This is a genomic window from Pseudomonas sp. R19M, assembly GCF_050312585.1.
GTDB classification, from domain to species: Bacteria; Pseudomonadota; Gammaproteobacteria; order Pseudomonadales; family Pseudomonadaceae; genus Aquipseudomonas; species Aquipseudomonas palleroniana.
This window is the reverse complement of sequence record NZ_JBNPJV010000104.1, coordinates 25,301-45,848: the sequence shown is the minus strand read 5'-3', so window position 1 is coordinate 45,848 and position 20,548 is coordinate 25,301. Positions and strand designations below refer to the sequence as shown.

17 protein-coding genes are annotated in these 20,548 nt (G+C 60.6%); 7 read left to right on the top strand and 10 right to left on the bottom strand.

Features of this window, described 5'->3' with window-relative positions; all coding sequences use genetic code 11:
• Positions 1–14: 14 nt before the first annotated feature.
• Genes ACQRBT_RS26485 through ACQRBT_RS26470 form a run of 4 tightly spaced genes read right to left on the bottom strand, consistent with a single transcriptional unit; the run spans position 15 to position 4,632 of the window.
• On the bottom strand, positions 15–791 hold the full coding sequence (locus ACQRBT_RS26485) for a polysaccharide biosynthesis/export family protein (protein ID WP_090372180.1): 777 nt from the start codon (positions 789–791) through the stop codon (positions 15–17).
• 28 nt (positions 792–819) lie between these two features.
• Positions 820–1,731, bottom strand: coding sequence for a glycosyltransferase family 2 protein (locus ACQRBT_RS26480; protein WP_104993225.1), 912 nt, complete (start codon positions 1,729–1,731; stop codon positions 820–822).
• 1 nt (position 1,732) lies between these two features.
• Complete coding sequence (locus ACQRBT_RS26475) at positions 1,733–3,193, bottom strand: mannose-1-phosphate guanylyltransferase/mannose-6-phosphate isomerase (protein ID WP_412047652.1); 1,461 nt, start codon at positions 3,191–3,193, stop codon at positions 1,733–1,735.
• Complete coding sequence (locus ACQRBT_RS26470; protein WP_412047651.1) at positions 3,193–4,632, bottom strand: undecaprenyl-phosphate glucose phosphotransferase; 1,440 nt, start codon at positions 4,630–4,632, stop codon at positions 3,193–3,195. Before ACQRBT_RS26470 ends, ACQRBT_RS26475 begins: the two co-directional genes overlap by 1 nt.
• Positions 4,633–5,148: 516 nt before the next feature.
• On the opposite strand from ACQRBT_RS26470, the gene ACQRBT_RS26465 reads away from it, so the two are divergent.
• Positions 5,149–5,778 (top strand): LysE family translocator, encoded by a 630-nt coding sequence (locus ACQRBT_RS26465; protein WP_090372173.1) that lies wholly within the window; start codon positions 5,149–5,151, stop codon positions 5,776–5,778.
• Between the two features lie 9 nt (positions 5,779–5,787).
• Here ACQRBT_RS26465 and inhA read toward each other — a convergent pair whose 3' ends face one another.
• Positions 5,788–6,468 carry an isonitrile hydratase gene (gene inhA, locus ACQRBT_RS26460; RefSeq protein WP_161550193.1) on the bottom strand — a complete coding sequence of 227 codons (681 nt, stop codon included), beginning with the start codon at positions 6,466–6,468 and terminating at the stop codon, positions 5,788–5,790.
• A gap of 90 nt (positions 6,469–6,558) precedes the next feature.
• Here inhA and ACQRBT_RS26455 point away from each other — a divergent pair, with 90 nt between their 5' ends.
• On the top strand, positions 6,559–7,527 hold the full coding sequence (locus tag ACQRBT_RS26455; protein ID WP_412047650.1) for a GlxA family transcriptional regulator: 969 nt from the start codon (positions 6,559–6,561) through the stop codon (positions 7,525–7,527).
• On the opposite strand, the gene ACQRBT_RS26450 is transcribed toward ACQRBT_RS26455, so the two are convergent.
• The 4 genes from ACQRBT_RS26450 to ACQRBT_RS26435 form a co-directional block, all read right to left on the bottom strand.
• The gene (locus tag ACQRBT_RS26450; RefSeq protein ID WP_244698117.1) at positions 7,497–8,423 is read right to left on the bottom strand and encodes an alpha/beta fold hydrolase; all 927 of its coding nucleotides are present in this window, start codon (positions 8,421–8,423) and stop codon (positions 7,497–7,499) included. The genes ACQRBT_RS26455 and ACQRBT_RS26450 overlap by 31 nt on opposite strands.
• Positions 8,424–8,472: 49 nt before the next feature.
• Positions 8,473–10,299, bottom strand: a complete 1,827-nt coding sequence (locus ACQRBT_RS26445; protein ID WP_412047649.1) for a glycoside hydrolase family 15 protein — start codon at positions 10,297–10,299, stop codon at positions 8,473–8,475.
• On the bottom strand, positions 10,292–11,092 hold the full coding sequence (locus ACQRBT_RS26440; protein WP_412047648.1) for a glucose 1-dehydrogenase: 801 nt from the start codon (positions 11,090–11,092) through the stop codon (positions 10,292–10,294). Before ACQRBT_RS26440 ends, ACQRBT_RS26445 begins: the two co-directional genes overlap by 8 nt.
• A gap of 90 nt (positions 11,093–11,182) precedes the next feature.
• Complete coding sequence (locus tag ACQRBT_RS26435) at positions 11,183–12,313, bottom strand: FAD-dependent oxidoreductase (protein WP_412047647.1); 1,131 nt, start codon at positions 12,311–12,313, stop codon at positions 11,183–11,185.
• Positions 12,314–12,493: 180 nt separating this feature from the next.
• On the opposite strand from ACQRBT_RS26435, the gene ACQRBT_RS26430 reads away from it, so the two are divergent.
• From ACQRBT_RS26430 to ACQRBT_RS26410, 5 genes are all read left to right on the top strand, one after another.
• Positions 12,494–12,994: a sigma-70 family RNA polymerase sigma factor gene (locus ACQRBT_RS26430; RefSeq protein ID WP_090372158.1), complete on the top strand. Its 501-nt coding sequence runs from the start codon at positions 12,494–12,496 to the stop codon at positions 12,992–12,994.
• A 26-nt stretch (positions 12,995–13,020) separates the two neighbouring features.
• Positions 13,021–13,971 carry a FecR family protein gene (locus tag ACQRBT_RS26425; protein WP_411984724.1) on the top strand — a complete coding sequence of 317 codons (951 nt, stop codon included), beginning with the start codon at positions 13,021–13,023 and terminating at the stop codon, positions 13,969–13,971.
• 97 nt (positions 13,972–14,068) lie between these two features.
• On the top strand, positions 14,069–16,474 hold the full coding sequence (locus ACQRBT_RS26420; RefSeq protein ID WP_205345568.1) for a TonB-dependent siderophore receptor: 2,406 nt from the start codon (positions 14,069–14,071) through the stop codon (positions 16,472–16,474).
• A gap of 603 nt (positions 16,475–17,077) precedes the next feature.
• Complete coding sequence (locus ACQRBT_RS26415; RefSeq protein ID WP_412047646.1) at positions 17,078–17,536, top strand: hypothetical protein; 459 nt, start codon at positions 17,078–17,080, stop codon at positions 17,534–17,536.
• Between the two features lie 611 nt (positions 17,537–18,147).
• On the top strand, positions 18,148–19,044 hold the full coding sequence (locus ACQRBT_RS26410; protein WP_081086934.1) for a hypothetical protein: 897 nt from the start codon (positions 18,148–18,150) through the stop codon (positions 19,042–19,044).
• A 51-nt stretch (positions 19,045–19,095) separates the two neighbouring features.
• Here ACQRBT_RS26410 and ACQRBT_RS26405 read toward each other — a convergent pair whose 3' ends face one another.
• On the bottom strand, positions 19,096–20,247 hold the full coding sequence (locus tag ACQRBT_RS26405) for an MFS transporter (protein WP_412047645.1): 1,152 nt from the start codon (positions 20,245–20,247) through the stop codon (positions 19,096–19,098).
• Positions 20,248–20,548 lie beyond the last annotated feature (301 nt).

The following is a 20,548-nucleotide window of genomic DNA, read 5'->3' as shown; positions in this document are numbered from 1 at the left end:
GGGATGTCGCTCCTTTAGTTGTTGCTGCCGCTGGTTCGGGTGTAGTTGTAGCCAACCCCGATCGACTTGGTGAACGGAATCAACTGGTTCAAGTAGGTATCCACCCCTTGGATGCGTTCGCCCACGTTGGATTTGGGTACGAACACCACGTCGCCGCGTTGCAAGCGCACTTGTTTGCGCCCGTTAGGCCCGGTTTTGAGGTATTGGCTGAAGTCCAGGAAGTAGGCACGGTAGGCGCCCTGGGCATCTTCGCGCAGCAGCGCGACCATGCTTGCGTTGCCGGACGGGTTCACCCCGCCGGCGCCGACAATCGCCTGTTCCAGCGTGTTGGCCGTGCCGATTTGCACCGCCGTCGGGTTGTTCACCGCGCCGCCGACGATCACCGAGTTACCCGGTGCCTGGTTGATGTTCACCGTCACCCGCGGCTCGCGATACACCGGCGCCAGCTTGTTGCTCAGCTCGGTGGCCAGCTCCGAGGGCTGGCGCCCGGCGACCTGGATCGGCCCCAGGAAGGGGTAGTTGATCTTGCCGTCGGCCTGCACCGTGTACAGCGTCAGCTCATAGATGGTGCTGACGTTGAACGCTGACAGCGTCGGCATTTCTCCGGCATCGCGCACGATGCGCAACTGGTCGCCGACGCGGATACGTTCCACGGCCGGCGGCAGTTGGGCCAGTTGGTCGAGGGCGCGTTTGCCTTCCTCGACCGTCTTGTCGTCCGGTGGGACGATGCGTGCGGGCGTATTGCAGGCGGCCAATGCCATCATGGCCAGGACGAGCAAGGTTCGTTTCATCAAGGGGGACTTCCTGTGGGTCATGTGCTCACCTCCAATAACCGGGGAACATGCTGATGCGCCGCTTTAGGGCGATGGGTAGCCGGCGTTCCTGATGGCCCAGCCGATAGCCGAGCAACTTGAACGCGCTGCGCACCAGTACTTCGGGTACGCGATGCAATGCACCGGCAGCGCGCAATGCTGCGAGCTCCGCCAGTACATAGCGTTTACCTTCTCCGCCGGCATCGCCGAATGCCTCGCGTATCCACGGCTCGCGACCGTAGAACACGCCAATGTCGAAGTAGCGGTGGAACTCATCCATGAGGCGGTAATCGTGGGAGTGATACACCTGCGCGGACGCGGCGTAGCGCACCTTGTAGCCTTCAAGCAGCATGCGTGCGGCCACATAGGCGTCTTCGCTGCCGATCACGTCGGCGGGAAAACCGCCGACGGCCTGCAATGCGCTGCGTCGGTACACAGAAAACGAATCGGAGCTGAAGCAGGTCTTGATCCCCAGCTGCGGAGCATCGGCCAGGCTCTTGCTGCGGCTCTGGTCCGGGTAGTTGAAGTGCCGCGATTGCGCGCCCAGTACCCCGGCGTCCGGGTGCGGCAGTTGGCGGCCATACGCAACGCCGTTGAGCGGGTCTTCCTGCAATTCGCGCAACAGGTTGGCGAAGGTCTCGGGGGTTGCCGGGATTGCGTCCTGGGTCATCACGATCAACGCATCGCCGTCCACTTGCTCGCTGGCCCAGCGCCGGGTGCCGCCATGGTTGAAGTCCCGCGCGTCGATGACCTCGACCCGCGCGCCGAATTCGCGAAACCGCGCCACGGTGTCGTCGCTGGAGGCGCTGTCGACCACCAGCATGTCGTCCGGTTGCAGCGTCTGCATTTTCAGCGCCGGCAGCAGTCGTGCCAGGTGGCTGGAGGCGTTGCGGGTCGGGATGATCAACGAGGTCCGCATGTCACTTTTTCACCTCGGCCGGGGCACGTCCATAGATGTCGTCGAAGCGCACGATGTCGTCTTCGCCCAGGTACTCGCCGCTCTGCACTTCGATCATCACCAGGTCGATGATGCCGGGGTTGGTCAGGCGGTGTTTGTGCCCGGCCGGGATATAGGTGGACTCGTTGGCGTTGATCAGGAATTCGCGGTCGCCATTGGTGATTTGTGCGGCGCCGCTGACCACCACCCAGTGTTCACTGCGGTGGTGATGCATCTGCAACGACAACGATGCTTGCGGCTTGACCACGATGCGCTTGATCTTGAACCGGCTGCTTTCCTCCAGCACGGTGTAGGTGCCCCAGGGCCGGGTGACCGTGCGGTGCAGGCTGAACGCCGGGTGGTTCTGGCGCTTGAGTTCGGCCACGATGTAGCGCACGTCCTGGCTGCGGTGGGCATCGGCGATCAGCAGGGCATCGGGGGTGTCGACGATGATCAGGTCTTTCACGCCCACGGCGCCGAGCACGCGCTTGGGCGAGTCGATGTAGCAGTTGTGCACGTCATGCAGGATTGCTTCGCCGTTGACCTGGTTGCCATGGGCATCACTCGGGGTGAGCTGGCGCAGGGCTTCCCAGGAACCGATGTCGCTCCAACCGATGTCGCAGGGCACCACGGCCACTTGGCTGGACTTTTCCATCAAGGCCACGTCGATGGAAATATCCGGTGCGCTGCCGAATGCCTCCGCGTCCAGTTCACGCTGGCGCGAAGTTTTGTTTTGCAGGTGTTGGCTGTGCTCCAGCGCCGCTTTTGCGGCCGCCAGTACGTCGGGGGCGTGGGCCGCCAGCTCATCCACCAGGGTATCGGCCTTGAAGCAGAACATGCCGGCGTTCCACAGGTGCTTGCCGCCGTCGAGATAGCCTTGGGCGGTGGCCAGGTCCGGTTTTTCGACAAAGCGTTTGACCCGGTTGCCGGTGCTCAAGGCTTCGCCTTTTTCGATGTAGCCGAAGCCGGTTTCCGGGTGGTCGGGCTGAATGCCGAAGGTCACCAGGTAGCCGGCTTCGGCCAGGTCGCGGGCCTGGATCACGGCCTGGGCGAACGCGACTTCATTCAAGATCAAATGGTCGGCGGGCATCACCAGCAATTGCGCATCGCCGCCGAAGTGTTCCTGCACATGCAATGCGGCGACGGCGATGGCCGCCGCCGTGTTGCGGCCGAACGGTTCCAGCAGCAGGTCCAGGGGCAGGTGGGCCTTGTTGACCCCACGGTAGTCATCCAGGGTACGGAACAGCAGGTCGCGGTTGGTCACCGTGAGCACGCTTTCCACGCCGGGCAGTTTGGCGGCGCGCTGGAAAGTCTTTTGCAACAGGCTCTGGCCATCACGCATGCGCATGAAGGGCTTGGGCATGTTCTGCCGCGACACCGGCCACAGCCGAGTGCCTGAACCACCGGAGATAATGCAGGGAATTAATCCGTTGAGGGTATTCATCAATACACTTCCTTGGTGGAGAGGACGGCCGGGATCGTCATGCAAACGATGTACAAGTCAAACCACACCGACCACTTGGAGATGTACTCCAGGTCGTATTCGACACGCTTCTGGATTTTGACCAGGGTATCGGTTTCACCCCGGTAGCCATTGATCTGCGCCCAGCCGGTGATGCCCGGCTTGACCCGATGCCTTGAGCTGTATTCGCTCACCGCCACTTCAAACGGAATGCCCGCCGCTTTAGTCGCCGTGGCATGTGGGCGCGGGCCGACCATGGACATATTGCCCAGCAGCACATTGAACAGTTGCGGCAGCTCGTCGATGCTGGTTTTGCGGATGATGCGGCCGACGCGGGTGATGCGTGGGTCTTCGCGGGTGGTCTGCTGTTCGGCGGTGAAGTCGCTCTGTTCGTTAAACATCGAGCGGAACTTGAACACGCGAATCTCGTTGTCGTTGTAGCCATAGCGGTTCTGACGGAACAGCACCGGGCCTTTGGAGTCGAGCTTGATCGCAATGGCCGTCACCAGCATCACCGGCGAAAATACCACCAGTGCCAGGCTGGCCAGCAGCAAGTCTTCACAGCGCTTGATAAACGGTGACCACCCGCGCAGCGGCAATTGCGAGGTGTTGAACATCAGGATACCGCCGACGTCGGTGATGCGGCTGTGGCCGTAGCGCAGGGCGGCCATGTCAGGCACCAGCATCACATTCACCGACATCTGCCGCAGGCGATTGACCAGCCCGTGGATACGTTGCTCGGCGGCCCAGGGCAGGCAGATCATCACTTGGTTGACCTGTTCGGCGCGGATCAGTTTTTCCAGGTCGCGGGTGTTGCCCAGCAACGGCAGTCTGCTGAGTTCCTTGGGAATGCGCTCGGTGCGATCGTCGATAAAGCCGATCAGGCCGGAGCGGATATCGCCGTTGCGTTGCAGGTGGTCGGCCACATGTACGGCGGTGTCGGTGAAGCCCAGGATCACCGTGCGTTGCAGGTATTTGCCCTTGCGCATCAGGTTGCGATACAGGCGCAGCACCCCCAAACGCTCCACACAGAACAAACCGAGGCTGGCGATGTACCAGACCACCAGGTTGCGTGGGGTCAGTTGCGGGAAGAACTGCAGGATCTGATACATGAACAGCAAGATGCAGAACGCCGCAGACCACGCCACGATGTTGCTGCGCAGGCGCAGGCGATTACTGAAAAGCTCCTCGGAATAAATACCCAGGGCTTGAAACAGAATGATGGTCAGCACCGCAAAAAACAGCAGCAGGCCGAGGAAGTGGGAACGCAATTCATGGGCCATCGGGTCGAGGAACAATACCAGGACCAGAGGCGGCAAGATCGCAGTCAGGCCATGAATCAATTTGACGAAAACAACAAAAAACTCAACAAAACCGGCACGGGTCAAAAACAGGCTGTCGACCGACGACTTCTCGCGCATAAAAACATCCCTCATCGCACTCCAAGCTCTATGTTCGAGAGTTGGTCCGATAGGCAGCGTGCTGCTATCAGGGGCAAGTCGAACGACGGCTACTCTGTGTCAAACGCAACCATTCCATTCACGTGGAGCCAGCCAAATGAAGGAGATCGGTGGGGGCAGTCGCTGAAGGATGTTTTATTTTTGAGCATTAGTCAATAACTTGACCATTTTGCATTTTTCAAAAGTTAGGCATTCTAAATAATTTTTATCTGTCATTTTATTGGCACTCCTTGTCCGATTCCGTCTGATGTCGGGTGTGATTTGGAGTGTAGAAACAAATGTGGGAGTTTTCCTGTACAAATCGGAAACCTTTTTCTAACTAGAGGTAGGAAAAGGGGGCAGGGGGGAATTGGGGGGCGGAGCGCGTTGCGTATTCTGCGGGCATGACTGGCTGGGAAGAATGTATCCAGCACAATTTTTTGTAGGCGCAAGATCAGCCACTTAGTCTGTGAGCTTTCCTGACTGAATGGCGTGAGCATGATCGATTTGGCAACCCTGGCGGTTTTTTCAGGCGCGGTCTTACTGTTGCTGTTGTCTCCGGGGCCGAACATGGCTTTTGTGATCAGTCACGGGGTGAGTTATGGCTGGCGCGGTGGCGTGGCTTCGAGCCTGGGGATCTGCGTCGCGGATTTACTCCTGACGGTTTTGACCGCCACCGGCTTGACCGCACTGGTCGCCAGTTGGCCGCCTGCGTTTGATTTGATTCGCTATGCCGGGGTGATCTATCTGTTGTGGCTGGCGTACAAGACGTTGCAAAAAAAGGCCAGCCTGGACTTGGCCCAGGTTCGTCATGTGCGCTTGGGCCAGGTGTTCCTGCAGGCCATGCTCAACAGTTTGCTCAATCCGAAGGCGCTGCTGTTTTTCATGGTGTTCCTGCCCCAGTTCGTCAGGCCCGAGGCCGGCTCCATTGCGATACAACTGTTGGTGCTGGGGTGTGTTCTGACCGTGATTGCCGGCGTGTTTCATGGATTGCTGGGGGTGTTTGGCGGTGCGCTCAGCCGCTTGTTTGCTGGAGCCGGCCAGAGCGCCAGGCTCCAGCAATGGGGCCTGGCGACGGTGCTGATGCTATTGGCTGCGCGCTTGGCGTTAATGTCACGTCCGGCCTGAGCACCGCTGTCAGCGCAACCGTGCGGCTGCCCGGGCGACAATTTCACCCCGCACCCGACGCGGCTCGGCCGTGCGTTTTCGGGCTTCCTCCAGCACTGCCTCGGGCGCGGTGTCCGGGCTGCCGGCGTCGAACGGCGGCGCCGGCGCGTATTCAATCTGCAGCTGGACCAACTGGGCGACGTCCTCGCCGTACAACTCCGCAGCCAGGGTCAAGGCAAAGTCGATCCCGGCGGTGATGCCGCCTCCGGTGAACAAGTTGCCGTCACGCACTACACGTGCCTGCACCGGGATTGCCCCCAGCGGCGCAAGCAGGTGGTGATAGGCCCAATGGGTGGTGGCCTTGCGACCGCGCAGCAGACCCGCCGCACCGAGCACCAGGGAGCCGGTGCACACTGATGTCACATAGCGCGCCGTGTGGGCCTGCTCCTTGAGAAAATCCAGGGTCTGTGGGTCTTCCATCAATGCGCCCACGCCGGTGCCACCGGGCACGCAAATCACATCCAGGCGCGGACAATCGGCATAGCTCATGGTCGGTGTGAAGACCATGCCGGTGCTGGAGGTGACCGGCGCCAGGTCTTTCCACACAAGGTGCAGTTGCACATCCGGCAGTGCGCCCAACACGTCGTAGGGGCCGGTCAGGTCCAGTTGCTGGACGCCGGGGAACAACAGAAAGCCGATCTGCAAAGTCATGGATAAAGCTCCAGAAGAGGGGTGGACGGCTTCACTCTAGAGGCCTAGGCTTTGGCGCATACGCCATTGAGCCCACAGATCACGCCAATCATGCCCAGAATCATCCACGTCCTCGCTTTCGAAAATGCACAGGTGCTCGATGTCACCGGGCCGTTGCAGGTGTTCGCCTCGACCAACGATCTTGCCCGGCAGCGCGGGCTACCGTTGCCCTACGCGGTGTCGGTGATCGCTGCCCAGGCCGCGCCGGTCGTGACCTCCGCCGGCCTGGCACTGGTGGCCGAACCGCTGCCGCCGGCCGACACGCCCGTCGATACCCTGGTGATCGCCGGTGGCTGGGGCGTTTACGGGGCTGCCGAGGATCCGGTGCTGGTCGACTGGGTACGCGAAAAAGCCCGACACACCCGACGCATGGCCTCGGTGTGTACCGGGGCTTTCCTGCTGGCCGCCAGTGGCGTGCTCGACGGCCGCCGCGTGGCCACCCACTGGACCCGCTGCGAAGAGCTGGCGCGCAAGTTTCCTGCGCTGACGGTGGAGTCCAATCCGATTTTCATCCAGCAGGGCTCGGTATGGACCTCTGCCGGTGTGACCGCCGGTATCGACCTGTGCCTGGCGCTGGTGGAGGAGGACCTGGGGCGCGCCGTTGCCATGGAGGTCGCGCGGCATCTGGTGGTTTTCCTCAAGCGTCCGGGTGGGCAATCGCAGTTCAGCGTGGCGCTGTCCTTGCAAAGAGGCGATAGTCGTTTTGCCGAGTTGCACGCCTGGATCGCGGACAACCTGAACCTGGACCTCAACCTCTCAACCCTGGCCGCCAAGGCGTGCATGAGTGAACGCAGCTTTGTCCGCCACTACCGTGCTGAAACCGGCCAGACCCCGGCGCGAGCGGTCGAACTGATCCGTGTGGAAGCCGCTCGCCGGCAGTTGGCCGACAGCACGTTGCCGATCAAACGCATCGCCGTGCAATGCGGGTTCGGTAGTGAAGAAACCCTGCGTCGCAGCTTTTTACGGGAGCTGGCGGTGACGCCCCAGGCTTACCGTGAGCGCTTTTCACCGGTGTCGTAAGCGAGCAATTCCAGTAACGCCGCCAGGGTCGCCTGCGGCGCTTCCTGTGGGATGTTGTGGCCCACGCCGGGCAAGACTTCACGCCGGTAAAAACCGCTGAAGTGCGCCACATCGTCATCGTCCACCGCAGGAGGCCCCACACCATCATCGGCACCGCACAGCGAAATACTCGGCACCGAAATCGGCGGTTGCAGCGCCAGCGCCTGCTCGATGGTTTCCAGCGCCGGATCGCCGGGTGCGTACATGAAACGGTGGCGGTAGGAATGAATCACCACTTCGACAAAATCCGGGTTATCAAACGATGGCGCGGTCTGGCCGTAGAGGCCCGGACCCTCGGCCCAGGTCGGTGACCACAGCCGCCACAGCAGTTCGCACAGCTCACGGCGATTGGCCGTCAGCCCCTCCACGCCACGCGGGGTATGAAAATAGTACTGGTACCACAGCCGATGCTCCGTCTGCGGCGCACGCGGCGTAGGCGAGCGGGCGATGTCCTGGATGTTGTAGCCATCCCCCGTCACCAGCCCGCGCACGCGTTCGGGCCACAGCGCCGCGACGATACACGCTGCCCGCCCGCCCCAGTCGTAACCGGCCAATGTCGCTCGCGGGATAGACAATGCATCCATGAAGTCCAGCAGATCCTTGGCCAGCGCCGCCTGCTGCCCGGAACGCATCACCTGATCGTGGATAAACCGCGTCGGACCATAACCGCGCAGGTAGGGCACCAGCACCCGATAGCCGCGCTCTGCCAGTACCGGTGCAATCTCATCGTAGCCGCGAGGATCATAGGGGAAGCCATGCAGCAGGATCACGGGCTCGCCATCAAGCGGGCCCTGGGCTTCATAGGCCACATCGAGCATGGACGTACGGACATAGAACAGCGCAGCGGTCGAGGTCATGGTGGGCTCCGATGAGTGGGCCGAAGGTTTTCAGACTCTAGACGAAACATCAGGGCTGCCAGACGGTTTTCACCCCGCTGAGCTTACGATCCAGAAACGTCGCCGCACTGATCAGCGCCAAATGGCTCAATGCTTGCGGCGTGTTACCCAAATGCCGGGCCTGGCCGTCGAACTCTTCGGCATATAAGCCCAACGGGTTGGCGTAGCGCAGCAATTGTTCGAACTCCAGATGGGCCTTTTCCACTTGCCCTGCGCGAGCCAAACATTCGACATACCAGAACGAGCACGCCACAAACGCGCCTTCGGTCCCTTGCAGGCCGTCGATCTGGCTGTCGTCGTTGCGATAGCGGTACACCATGCCATCGCGGACCAGGCTTTTCTGAATCGCTTCCAGGGTCGACAACCAACGCGGGTCGGTGGCGGCGACAAAGCGCACCAGCGGCATCAACAGCATCGAACCGTCCAGCGCCGTGCTGCCGATGTGCTGCACAAAATGCCCGCGTTCTTCGTTCCAGAAGTTACTCCAGATATCGGCGTAGATCGCCTGGCGGGTCTGGTCCCAGCGCGCGAAGGGGGCGGGCAGCGAGCGTTTGGAGGCCAGGCGGATCGCGCGGTCCAGGGCGACCCAGCACATCAGTCGTGAATGCAGAAAGTGATGTTGCTCACCGCGCATCTCCCAGATGCCGACATCCTTCTGGTTCCAGATCTCACAGACCTGATCGACGACTTCCACCGTGTGTTTCCAACCTTCGTGGGAAATGGCTTCACCGTATTTGTTGACCAGGTATACCGCATCCATCAACTCGCCGTAGATATCCAGCTGGATCTGATCGAACGCTTCGTTGCCGACCCGTACCGGCCTGGCGCCGCCATGGCCACTGAGGTGGTCCAGTTCGACCTCGGGCAACTCCTGGCGCCCGTCAATGCCATAGAGAATATTGATTTTGGTCGGTTGGCTGCAGCAATCACTGACCCGGCCCTTGAGCCAGCGCATGTAGGCGTTGGCTTCCTCGACGAAGCCCAGGCGCATAAAGGCGTAGACGGTGAACGAGGCATCTCGGATCCAGGTGTAGCGATAGTCCCAGTTACGTTCGCCTCCTGGGGTTTCCGGCAGGCCGAAGGTGGCGGCGGCGATGATTGCGCCGTGTTTGCGCGAGGTCAGCAGTTTCAACGCCAGGGCCGAGCGATTGACCATTTCGCGCCAGCGCCCGCGGTAGTTGGATTGGGCAATCCAGCCGCGCCAGAACTTCAAGGTGCGTTCCAGGTACAGGTCGGTACAGCCGTTGGTCACGCGTGGATCGTCAGCGCCGCCCAGCACGAACTCGGCGCCTTGTTCCTGACTGAGGCTGAATCGGGCGACCGCCGAATCCTCTTCGAGAGTCAACGGGTGGCTGCCGACCAGGCGCAGGTCGGGCTGGCCGTCGGCAGCGAACAGAACGCCGCCCGCTTCGGCGCCGGCGCGTGTCGGCGCCCGGGCATAGTCATGGCGCACGGCGCAGCGCAGGTGAATCGTCGCCGTGCCGCTGACCACCCGCACCCGGCGAATCAGCAGCGGCAAGTCGTCGACGTCTTCACTGACGGTCAACAGATCGGTGATCTCCACCACGGCTTCGTCGCTCAGCCAGCGGGTTTGCAGCACGTTGGTGTCGGGCAGGTAGATCTGTTCGCGGCGGGCGTTGGGCAAGTCGGGGGTGAGCTGGAAAATACCCGCTTCAGGCGTACCCAGCAGCGCGCAGAAGATCGATGGGCTGTCGAACTCCGGCCAGCAGAAAAAATCGATGCTGCCCTGGTCGTTGATCAAGGCGGCGCTGCGCATATCGCCAATGATGCCGTGGGCATCGATCGCACTTTGAGGTTCGTTCTGGAAATCAACCATTGCCACGGAACTCCGGATAAAGGCTCATGCCGCCATCGATGAACAGGGTGCTGCCGACCACATAGTCCGACGCATCACTGGCCAGCCAGACCACCGCGTTGGCTACATCTTCCACGTCGCCGACCCGACCGTAGGGAATCAGCTTGAGCAATTCTTTCTCGGCCGCGCCTTCGGTGGCCGCACGATTGATCGCCGTACGAATCGCCCCCGGCGCGATTCCATTGATGCGGATGCGTTGCTCACTGACTTCCTGGGCGAGGGTGCGCATCAGCATCTCGACGCCGCCCTTGGACGCCGCGTAATTCACATGGCCGGCCCACGGAATGACCTGATGCACCGAGCTCATGTGGATGATTTTACCGGCGGCTCGCGACACGCCCTCACGCACGCCCTGGCGATTGAAAATCCGCACGGCCGCACGCGCGCACAGGAACTGGCCGGTGAGGTTGACGCCGATCACGGTGTTCCAGTCGTCGAGGCTCATGTCCACCAGGTTGGCGTCTTTTTGCAGGCCGGAGTTCGCCACCAGAATGTCGAGGTGGCCGAAGGCGTCGAGGGTCTGGGCGAACAGGCGTTCGACGTCGGCCTCCTTGGACACGTCGCCAGCGATGGCAATCGCTCGGCCGCCGTTGGCGTTGATCTGCGCCGCCAGGGCTTCAGCGGGCGCGGCCTGGGAGTTGTAGTTGAGCACCACCGCCGCGCCGGCCTCGGCCAGCGCCTTGGCCGCACCGGCGCCGATGCCGGAACTGGCGCCGGTGACCAGCGCCACTTGTTGCTGCAAGGAAATCTGCATTGCGCACCCACGTTCGAAGAGAGTCCTTTTTGAGGACAGGCTCTGCGGCGTACAAGTTCAGCTTCCAGGAGAAGAAAGCGCTCGCAGCGTCTACGAAGCCCGGGGTGATTCAAACAGGCTGACCAGGCTATGCGGTGTTTCGTGACCAAAGATCAACTCGTGCAGTTCATTGCTTTCAGCCGCCACTCGTGCGCTGCGCTGGAACATGGCCTGTTCGTATTCGTGCAGGGCTGTTTCGACGTCATCAGGGTGTGAAGCAATAGCTTTGCCGAGTTCGGCCCCGTCGTATAAGGCCAGGTTGGCGCCTTCGCCATTCGGGGCCGCAAGGTGTGCGGCATCGCCGATCAGTGTGACTCCAGGCACTCGATTCCAACGGTGTTCAACCGGCAGACTAAAAAGCGGGCGCCATACCCATTCGGTATCGCTTTCTGTGATCAGTGCAGTGAGGGCAGGGCACCAGCCTGCAAACTCCTGTGCGATCCGCGCGGCCGCGCCTGCTCGGTCGGTGAAGTCGATGGCGGCAAACCAGCTTTGCGGTTTGGTGAGCATTATGTAGGTGTGAAGCGTGGCGTCAGGCTCACGGTGTGCCTGGATCCCTTTTCCTGGTTGAAGTGCGAACAGCGCACCGGCACCGACCGCGTTGGCTGTGGCGGGATGCCGGGCGTCGCAGTCATAGAGGTAGGTTTCAATGAGCGAGCGGCCCATGTACTCGGGGATAGCGTTGCTGAGCAGCGGCCTGACCTTTGACCAGGCACCGTCCGCACCTATCAGCAGGTTGGTGACAATGTGAGAGCCGTCGGCGAATGTCACCTCATGCTGGCCTTCGCCGAGGGGGCGCACGCTATTGACCTTGTGGCCCCAACGCACGGTATCGACCGGAAGTGAGCGCAGAAGCATCTTGCGCAGCTCGCCGCGCATGACCTCTGGGCGACCGCCGCTGCCGTCGTCGGGTTGGTCGAACAGAATTGTGCCTGTGTAATCAAGTACGCGAGTCGCCTCGTGCCCCTCCAGGATCAGGGAGCGGAAATCGTCACCCAAACCCGCAGCCTGCAAGGCCAGTTGGCCGTTGTAGTCGTGGATGTCGAGCATCCCGCCTTGCGCGCGAGCGTTTGCCGATGGCTCAGCTTCATAGACGGTGGCGGTAATGCCGTGGATGTGCAGGACACGGGCCAAAGTGAGACCGCCCAGGCCTGCGCCGATGATGCTGACGGGGATGTGCATAGTGGACCTATTGAATGTGCGGTTTCTTTCGAAAAATTAGACCCAAGAGATTACAGAAAAGGACGAACATGCCATTTTTGTCGTTTTTTCTGAAAGCCTACCACTGGCCGAAGCAAGCCATTTGCCCTGTTTAATGGGAAACATTACTATTTACACCCCCGTCTTCCCAGTGCTCACGCGATGATTCCCCAGCCGCCCCGCAGAACAGGCTTTTTCGAGCACTACGAAGAATTGGTCGGCACTTGGACACGTCGCCTGAGAAACCGTCAGCATGCCGAAGACCTGGCCCACGACACCTTTGTGCGCGTGCTCGAGTCAAGTTCCGCCGAGGTTGAGCAGCCGCGTGCCTATCTGCATCAAACGGCGCGCAATATCGCGGTGGACGCCTATCGCCGGGAAGACCGCCGGGAGGCTATGGTCCTGGATGCCTTTGACCAGCCTTCGCCTCATCAGGGCGATCCGGAGCATTACATGCATGCCATCCAGCTGGCGGAGTCCGTCGAGCGGGCCTTGGCCGAGCTGCCGCTCAACTGTCGCAAGATTTTCATCTGGCAGAAAATCGAAGGCCTGACCCAGCAGGAAATCGCCGATCGCCTGGGTTTGTCTAAAAACATGGTGGAAAAGTATATGATCCGCACCCTGCGGCATCTGCGTGATCGCCTGGATGCGTTGGCCCCATGACTCGTTTTGAAACAGGACCTTCAACGATGGATAGCCGTGCTCGCGACGAGGCCGCGCAATGGTTTGTACGCTTGCAGGACGCCGGGCTGAGCCACGAAGAGCGTCAACGTTTCGATGCATGGCGAGCACAGCGGCCCGAGCACCAATACGAATTCGATGTGTTGCAAGGGGTGTGGAGCGCTGCGGACCTGTTACCCAAGGCGCGTTTGCAGGCGCTGTGCGACGCCCCGGTGGCGCGGCCCAAAGGGCACGCTGCCTGGCGTTATGCGGTGGCCGCGAGTGTGGTGGCGGTCGCCTTGGGGTTGGGCCTGTTCAGCGGGCTCGATCATCCAAAGCCTTACAGCGCCGAGTTCAGCACGCGTGTAGGCGAGCATCGCCAGGTCGCCTTGCCCGATGGTTCGATAATGGACCTGAACAGCCGCAGCGTGGTTGCGGTGCATTATGAAAAGGGCCGCCGCGCAGTGGAGCTGAAGCAGGGCGAAGCGATGTTCAGTGTGGAGCATGACACCAGCCGTCCGTTTGTGGTGGCCGCCGGGGCAGGGCAGGTGACAGTCACCGGTACGCGTTTCGATGTGCGCCGAGATGATGACCAAACCCGCGTGGTGGTCGAGGCCGGTACGGTCAACGTCACAGGGCGTGCGTCGGATCAACTCGTGACGCTGACGGCGGGCCGCGCCACTCATGTCGATGCCCAAGGGCAAGTCGCCACTGCCTACGCTGTGAATGCCGATGAACTGACGGCCTGGCGCAGCGGGAAGCTGGTGTTCAACAACGCCACACTGGGCGATGTGGCGCGCGAGGTATCGCGTTACCGCGAGCGGCCGTTGCGGGTCAGCTCGACTGCGGTGGGTAACCTGCGCTTGACCAGCGTGTTCAAGTCCAGCGATACCGATGCCTTGCTCAAAGCCTTGCCGCACATATTGCCGGTGGCGGTGCGCGCTTTGCCGGACGGCAGCCAGGAAATTATTTCACGCTGACATTCAGGTTTTTTTCGAGTTCTTCGTCTTCTCCTGCAACTGCAACTGGTTTGCATTAACGGATGCGCACTCTTGCGATCACAGGACTAGGTTCGACGTGAAAAAACTTGCCGTGAACAACAATAAAATTTCCTGCTGGGCGCCTCTCGCCCTGGCACTGGCGGTCAGCGCCGCGTTGCCGGCAGCCTACGCTGGCGATGGTATCCACATCCGCGCCCAATCGCTGGGCGCGGCGCTGAGTCAACTGGGCCAGCAGACTTCCCTGCAAGTGTTCTTCAGCCCTGACATGGTCGCGGGCAAACAAGCACCCGCCGTTGACGGCAACCTTTCACCGGAACAGGCCCTGCGCCAATTGCTGCAAGGCAGCGGCCTGGATTACCAGATCGACGCCGGTTCCGTGACCTTGCGCCCAGTGAGCAGCGGCACGGGGGAAGCCGGTTCACCGGTTGAACTGGGTATCACTGATATCAAGGTGGTCGGCGACTGGCTGGGTGATGCCAATGCCGAAGTGGTGCAGAACCATCCAGGCGCGCGCACGGTCGTGCGTCGCGAAGCCATGGTGGAGCAGGGCGCCATGAACGTCGGTGACGTGCTGCGCCGCATTCCCGGTGTGCAGGTGCAGGAAGCCAACGGCACGGGCGGTAGCGATATTTCCCTCAACGTTGGCGTGCGCGGACTCACGTCGCGCCTGTCGCCACGCTCCACCGTACTGATCGATGGCGTACCGGCGGCTTTCGCCCCATACGGTCAGCCACAGTTGTCGATGGCCCCGATTTCCTCGGGTAACCTCGATAGCATCGACGTGGTGCGCGGCGCCGGCTCCGTGCGTTATGGGCCGCAGAACGTCGGCGGTGTGATCAACTTCGTGACTCGCGCCATTCCCGAGAAGTTCTCCGGTGACGTCGGCACCACCCTGGAAACCTCGGCGCATGGTGGCTGGAAACACATCGAGAATGCCTTCGTCGGCGGCACCGCAGACAATGGCATCGGCGCGGCCTTGTTGTACTCCGGCGTCAAAGGCAACGGCTATCGCAGCAGTAACAACTCCAACGATATCGACGACGTGATCTTCAAGACCCACTGGGCGCCGACCGACCAAGACGACTTCTCGCTGAACTTCCATTACTACGACGCCAGCGCCGATATGCCCGGCGGCCTGACCCAAAAGCAGTTCGACGCCAACCCCTATCAATCGGTACGTGACTGGGACAATTTTAGCGGGCGCCGCAAGGATGTTTCCTTCAAATACATCCGTCAGATCGATGACCGTACCCAGGCGGAAGTGTTGACCTACTACTCCGACAGTTTCCGTGGCAGCAACATCGCCAACCGCGACCTGAAGACACTCGGCTCCTATCCGCGCACTTACTACACGTTCGGCATCGAACCCCGGGTGTCGCATGTTTTCGACGTAGGCCCGAGCACCCAGGAAGTCAGCCTGGGTTATCGCTACCTCAAGGAAGGCATGCACGAGCAGGCGACCAGTCTCAACCTGGTCAACAATGTGCCCACGCCAGGCGGTCAAAGTGATGGCCATGTCTATCAGGACCGCACGGGCGGCACCGAAGCCAATGCGTTTTATATCGATAACAAAATCGATATCGGCAAGTGGACCATCACTCCGGGCATCCGCTTCGAAGACATCCGCACCGAATGGCATGACCGTCCGGTTGTCGCCCTCAACGGCAAGCGTACCGAGGAAAAACGCCGCGAGGTGCATAACAACGAACCGTTGCCGGCCCTGAGCGTGATGTACCACCTTTCCGATGCCTGGAAACTGTTCGCCAACTACGAAACCTCTTTTGGCAGCCTGCAGTACTTTCAACTGGGCCAGGGTGGCACCGGCAACCAGACCGCCAACGGCCTGAACCCGGAAAAAGCCAAGACCTACGAGGTCGGCACGCGCTACAACGACAGCGTGTGGGGCGGCGAAGTGACGTTGTTCTACATCGACTTCTCGGATGAGTTGCAGTACGTCAGCAATGACGTAGGCTGGACCAACCTCGGCGCCACCAAGCACACCGGCATCGAAGCCTCGGCCCACTACGATCTGTCCAACCTCGACTCGCGCCTGGACGGCCTGACCGCCAACGCCGGCTTCACTTACACCAAGGCCACCTCCGAAGGCGACGTGCCCTTCAAGGGGCGTGATTTGCCGCTGTACTCCCGTGAAGTGGCTACCCTGGGCCTGCGCTACGACATCAATCACTGGACCCATAACCTGGATGTCTACGCGCAGTCCGGCCAACGTGCACCCGGTACTGGCACCACTTACATCACCCAGGGCACGGCCGATGGCCAATACGGCGATATCCCGGGGTATGTCTCGGTCAACCTGCGCAGCGGGTATGACTTTGGTGAGCAATTGTCCAACCTCAAGCTTGGCGTCGGCGTGAAAAACGTCTTCGACCAGCAGCACTACACGCGCTCCAGCGACAACAATGCCGGGTTGTACCTGGGCGAACCTCGAACCTTCTTCGTACAGGCCAGCGTCGGGTTCTAGAGCTGCATTGAGTGGAAAATCGCCGCCGCCCCGCACTGGGACGGCGGCGATTTGCGTTTTGCTCCTTACCTCCTGAGAGGTTCTTCCTACCGCTGCCTGGAATTCTTCAACGCTGTGAGGAACCGATATCTGCGCGCTTGCCACACAAGATTGGCCTGCTTGCGATTGACGATTGCAGCGAGGCAAGACGCTCAATACACAGCACTGGAGAACCTTATGTCGATATCCGCATTCAATCAGACAGTCGCTCGTTCACCCGCTCAGGCTGAGCACGAAACTGCCGGTTCCCGCACGCCATCCAGTGCGCGCCGTCCAGGAGGCATGAACTACGCGCAAGCGGGCAAGCATCACGGGCCGGTATTCGATACGCCTGTGCAACGACCTTTCCCTGGTCATTGCCACTCTTCATGCCCGCCCCAGCGACCGCAACCAGAGCCAGGTCCACCTCAGCGCCCGCTGCCTGTGGGCGTACAACCAAACCCGGGGCCACCGCCGCGTCCCAATCCGGCTCACTCCTCAGCCCTTGCGCAACAACTGTTGGATAATTATTGCGCGTTCAAAATGCCTCCGTTGCAGCGCGTAACCGCCGACAGTGTGCGAGCAATGGCCAATAAAGGACTGACCGGTGATCCGGTCAAAGACGCGAACATCCGCCTGGCGCAAGCCTTGTTGCGCCATCCTGGCCTATTGGAGGCTCTTGATCGAGATGGCGAGACCGGCATTGAGGATGGTCATTTAACTGAAGCCAATATCGCGAGCTTTATCAGCTCCGATAATCCCCTGAAGCTTCACAGTGACAAGCAACTTGTCCAGGAACTGCTCGCTCAATTCAGTAAGTTAGCCACCGGCTATTTTCCCCGTTCGATCAAGCTCCGCGAGCTTGATCGTCTGGCGAAGCAACCACTGACGGGCATACCAGCCCAGGACAAGCTCATCCATTTGGCGAAAGAGCTCATGGTGCGTCCGGAACTCAAGGCTTCGATGGATCACCCTTTCCAGTGGCAGCGTGATCGCAAGATCTCCCGTGAAGAGTTGAAGCAGTGGCTGAAGGTGTCTGACTAGACCTGCGCAGGACACACGTTCAATTACACAGGAACCCTTCACCCAGATTTACCACGAAGAGTACATCCAACGGTGGTTGGTCATCGGTGGATGTCCTCATCTATTGAGTCAGGCCCTGGCACATGAACTCGACATCACTTGAACCTCGCAATTCCCAGCACAGTGTTTCGACGCTGCCCGCGTCAGCCCAGAAGGCCACCGCTCAAAAGAACTTGAAAGCGCTTGCGGTCAATCTCAGTTCCTCGCCAAAGAGCAGCTTCAAGGCGCCCACCGCCGAAGACTTCGACAGAGGGGCCAGGCCGTTTGCAGATGAGCCGGTATCCCGTTCCCTGGGGTCAATCTTTGCGATGTTCTGGAGCAAATTGTTACGCCATGAGCGCTAGTTGTTTTTGATGCGCAGACGTTATCGAGAGTGAGCCTGGACGGCTTGGGCGGTTACAAATGCTCAAGTTTTACCAGGGATATTCCTCACCGGGAGCGGCGATTTTCCGGAACCATTATTTTTCGGCAACCACACAACCCAGGCTTATGCAGCGCTGGCTCTCAAGGCGTTTGAGACGGTCAAGCACTCGGGCTCAGGTTACGGAATCTAAATAGGGTGGGTATGAAGCATGACTGACGGGATCAATAATCCAGGCCGCCGGCTGCCTTTTTCATGGAGTGCGCCCGCTACGGGCGCGGGTGCCCCGGCGCTGGGAAAATCTTCTGCGCCAGGTCTGTCCTCCAATCATTTTTTCATCGGCGGGATGAGCGGGGCCGATCCGCAGGTTGACGGCCCATCTGCCTTTGGGCGTATGACCCCTGCTGCAAACCCCTACGCCAGCTGCGACGATCATATGTTGGCAACGGCCCTGAAAAACGAATTTTCCATGTTGGACGCGTTCAAGAAGGACGGAAAGCTGAGCCAACGTGCATTGCAGCAGATTGCGGGTGAAGCGCCGAACCAGAGCGCAGTAGCCGAGCGCATCATCCTGTTGGCCCGAGAGATACTCAACCGCCCCAGGCTGAACGAGGCGATTGTCGCCAATGGCGGTTTTATCACCACAGACAGCCTTTCCAAGGCAGCCGATTCAAGGGTCGGTAACACCCACCCGGACAGGCATAGCGCAGACCCCTTTCATTCCAAGACCGACGCAGAGGTCGTCAGGGCATTCAGGGCAATGTTCGATGAGCTGCGCGACACAGCCGAGGACTACAGTTTCTTTTTTGAGAAACACCGATATGTGAAGACCGACAAGCTGCTCGAGATGAGCCAGGACCCTGACGAAACCGATAAAAAGGGTGACGTTGTGCGGGATGCGGCCACCGGGTTTCCCAAAAAAAGATACAGCGAGCAGCAGGTGTACCTGGCCAGGAATCTGGTTGAGCGCTCGGGCTTGCTGGCGTCGCTGGAGAGCAGCAAGGCCAACGGCACGCGTTTTTTTGGTAGCCACAACACTGAGGGATGGCTGAAGAACTACAGCATCGATCGGTGGCTGGAAAATGACAGGAAGGAGAAGGGCAACTGAAGGGCGCTGATCAGCGTCTTCAGCGTCCCCCCATTCCTGCCGGTTTTCGCGTTACACCCGCAGTATTTTGCCGCTGACCGCCACCGCCGCCAGCAACCCACCGATCAACAGAAAGGCGGTCGCCAGGCTGCTGCCATGGGCAATGAAGCCGATCACGGCGGGCCCTGCCAAAATCCCCGCGTAACCCAGCGTGGTAATCGCGGGTACGGCAATGTGTTCCGGCATGACGTTTTGCTTGCCGACGGCGGTATAGAGCACCGGGACGATATTCGAGCAGCCGGCGCCCACCAGCGCATAACCCAACAGGGCCATTTCCCACGCCGGGGACAGTGTTGCGAGGAACACGCCGGCTGCTGCCAGCGAGCCACCGATCACGATCACCCGGGTGGCCCCCAGACGACGTACGATCGCGTCACCGGTCAAGCGTCCGGCCGTCATCGTCAGGGCAAATGCCGCATAGCCAAGGCCCGCGTAGGCTTCGTCCAGGCCGCGCTCGGCACTGAGAAACACGGCGCTCCAGTCGAGTACGGCGCCTTCGGCGAGAAAAACGATAAAGCACAAACCGCCAATAAACAGCACCACCCCGTGGGGAACGGCAAACGCCGGCCCTGAGCTTTCACTGCCATAGGGCAGCAAATGCGGCCCGGCCTTGAGCAAGGCCAGCCCCATGATGACGATCACCACCAGGGTCGCCTGCAGCGGCGAAAAGCCCAGCCCCAGCAGGCCGGAAACCCCCGCTGCGCCAACAATACCGCCCAGGCTGAACAAGCCATGAAAGCCCGACATCATGGTTTTGCCGCTGGCGCGCTCTACGATGACCGCTTGAAGGTTGACGGTTGAGTCCACGGTGCCCAAGCCTGCGCCAAACAGAAACAGCCCGGCCATCAGCAGCGGAATCGAACTGACCGTGGCCAGTATCGGCAGGGCCAGGCAGATCATGAGCGTGCCGGCGCTGAGCACCCGACGGCAGCCAAAGCGTGACGCCAGTACGCCCGCCACCGGCATGGCGAGAATCGAACCCACCCCCAAGCACAACAACAGCAGGCCAAGCGTGCCTTCATTGAGTTGCGCACGTTCCTTGGCGTACGGCACCAGTGGCGCCCAGGCGGCGATGCCGAAGCCGGCAATGAAAAAAGCGATACGGGTCGACATTTGCTCCAGCCGCCCGGGAACCACGGGCGCTGGGGTGGGGATGGCAGTCATGAAGAAATCCTTGGTTTTGCGTTCAATGAACGATGTCCGGCGACACATCCTTGCACATCAAGCCCGGTCGAGCGAGCCGAGCTCGTTCGCATTAGCCCATGGGATATTTTTACAACGATGGAACGCCTTGGACGATGGCGACCACATACAGGCTATCCAGTGTGTAGGAGGTGGCCTGGAAGGTGTGTAATCCCTGTGAGGACTGATGAACCCCAGGCTTCTTGCAGCGGGTTACCACCTTCCAGGCCACTTCCCACACCTGGGGTGTTCTGTAATACGCTGCCGCCCAATCAGTAGGTAA

Coding starts and splice junctions, on each gene's coding strand:
- ACQRBT_RS26485 (WP_090372180.1), bottom strand. CDS start 791: ATGAAACGAACCTTGCTCGTCCTGGCCATGATGGCATTGGCCGCCTGC.
- ACQRBT_RS26480 (WP_104993225.1), bottom strand. CDS start 1,731: ATGCGGACCTCGTTGATCATCCCGACCCGCAACGCCTCCAGCCACCTG.
- ACQRBT_RS26475 (WP_412047652.1), bottom strand. CDS start 3,193: ATGAATACCCTCAACGGATTAATTCCCTGCATTATCTCCGGTGGTTCA.
- ACQRBT_RS26470 (WP_412047651.1), bottom strand. CDS start 4,632: ATGCGCGAGAAGTCGTCGGTCGACAGCCTGTTTTTGACCCGTGCCGGT.
- ACQRBT_RS26465 (WP_090372173.1), top strand. CDS start 5,149: ATGATCGATTTGGCAACCCTGGCGGTTTTTTCAGGCGCGGTCTTACTG.
- inhA (WP_161550193.1), bottom strand. CDS start 6,468: ATGACTTTGCAGATCGGCTTTCTGTTGTTCCCCGGCGTCCAGCAACTG.
- ACQRBT_RS26455 (WP_412047650.1), top strand. CDS start 6,559: ATGCCCAGAATCATCCACGTCCTCGCTTTCGAAAATGCACAGGTGCTC.
- ACQRBT_RS26450 (WP_244698117.1), bottom strand. CDS start 8,423: ATGACCTCGACCGCTGCGCTGTTCTATGTCCGTACGTCCATGCTCGAT.
- ACQRBT_RS26445 (WP_412047649.1), bottom strand. CDS start 10,299: ATGGTTGATTTCCAGAACGAACCTCAAAGTGCGATCGATGCCCACGGC.
- ACQRBT_RS26440 (WP_412047648.1), bottom strand. CDS start 11,092: ATGCAGATTTCCTTGCAGCAACAAGTGGCGCTGGTCACCGGCGCCAGT.
- ACQRBT_RS26435 (WP_412047647.1), bottom strand. CDS start 12,313: ATGCACATCCCCGTCAGCATCATCGGCGCAGGCCTGGGCGGTCTCACT.
- ACQRBT_RS26430 (WP_090372158.1), top strand. CDS start 12,494: ATGATTCCCCAGCCGCCCCGCAGAACAGGCTTTTTCGAGCACTACGAA.
- ACQRBT_RS26425 (WP_411984724.1), top strand. CDS start 13,021: ATGGATAGCCGTGCTCGCGACGAGGCCGCGCAATGGTTTGTACGCTTG.
- ACQRBT_RS26415 (WP_412047646.1), top strand. CDS start 17,078: ATGGCCAATAAAGGACTGACCGGTGATCCGGTCAAAGACGCGAACATC.
- ACQRBT_RS26410 (WP_081086934.1), top strand. CDS start 18,148: ATGACTGACGGGATCAATAATCCAGGCCGCCGGCTGCCTTTTTCATGG.
- ACQRBT_RS26405 (WP_412047645.1), bottom strand. CDS start 20,247: ATGACTGCCATCCCCACCCCAGCGCCCGTGGTTCCCGGGCGGCTGGAG.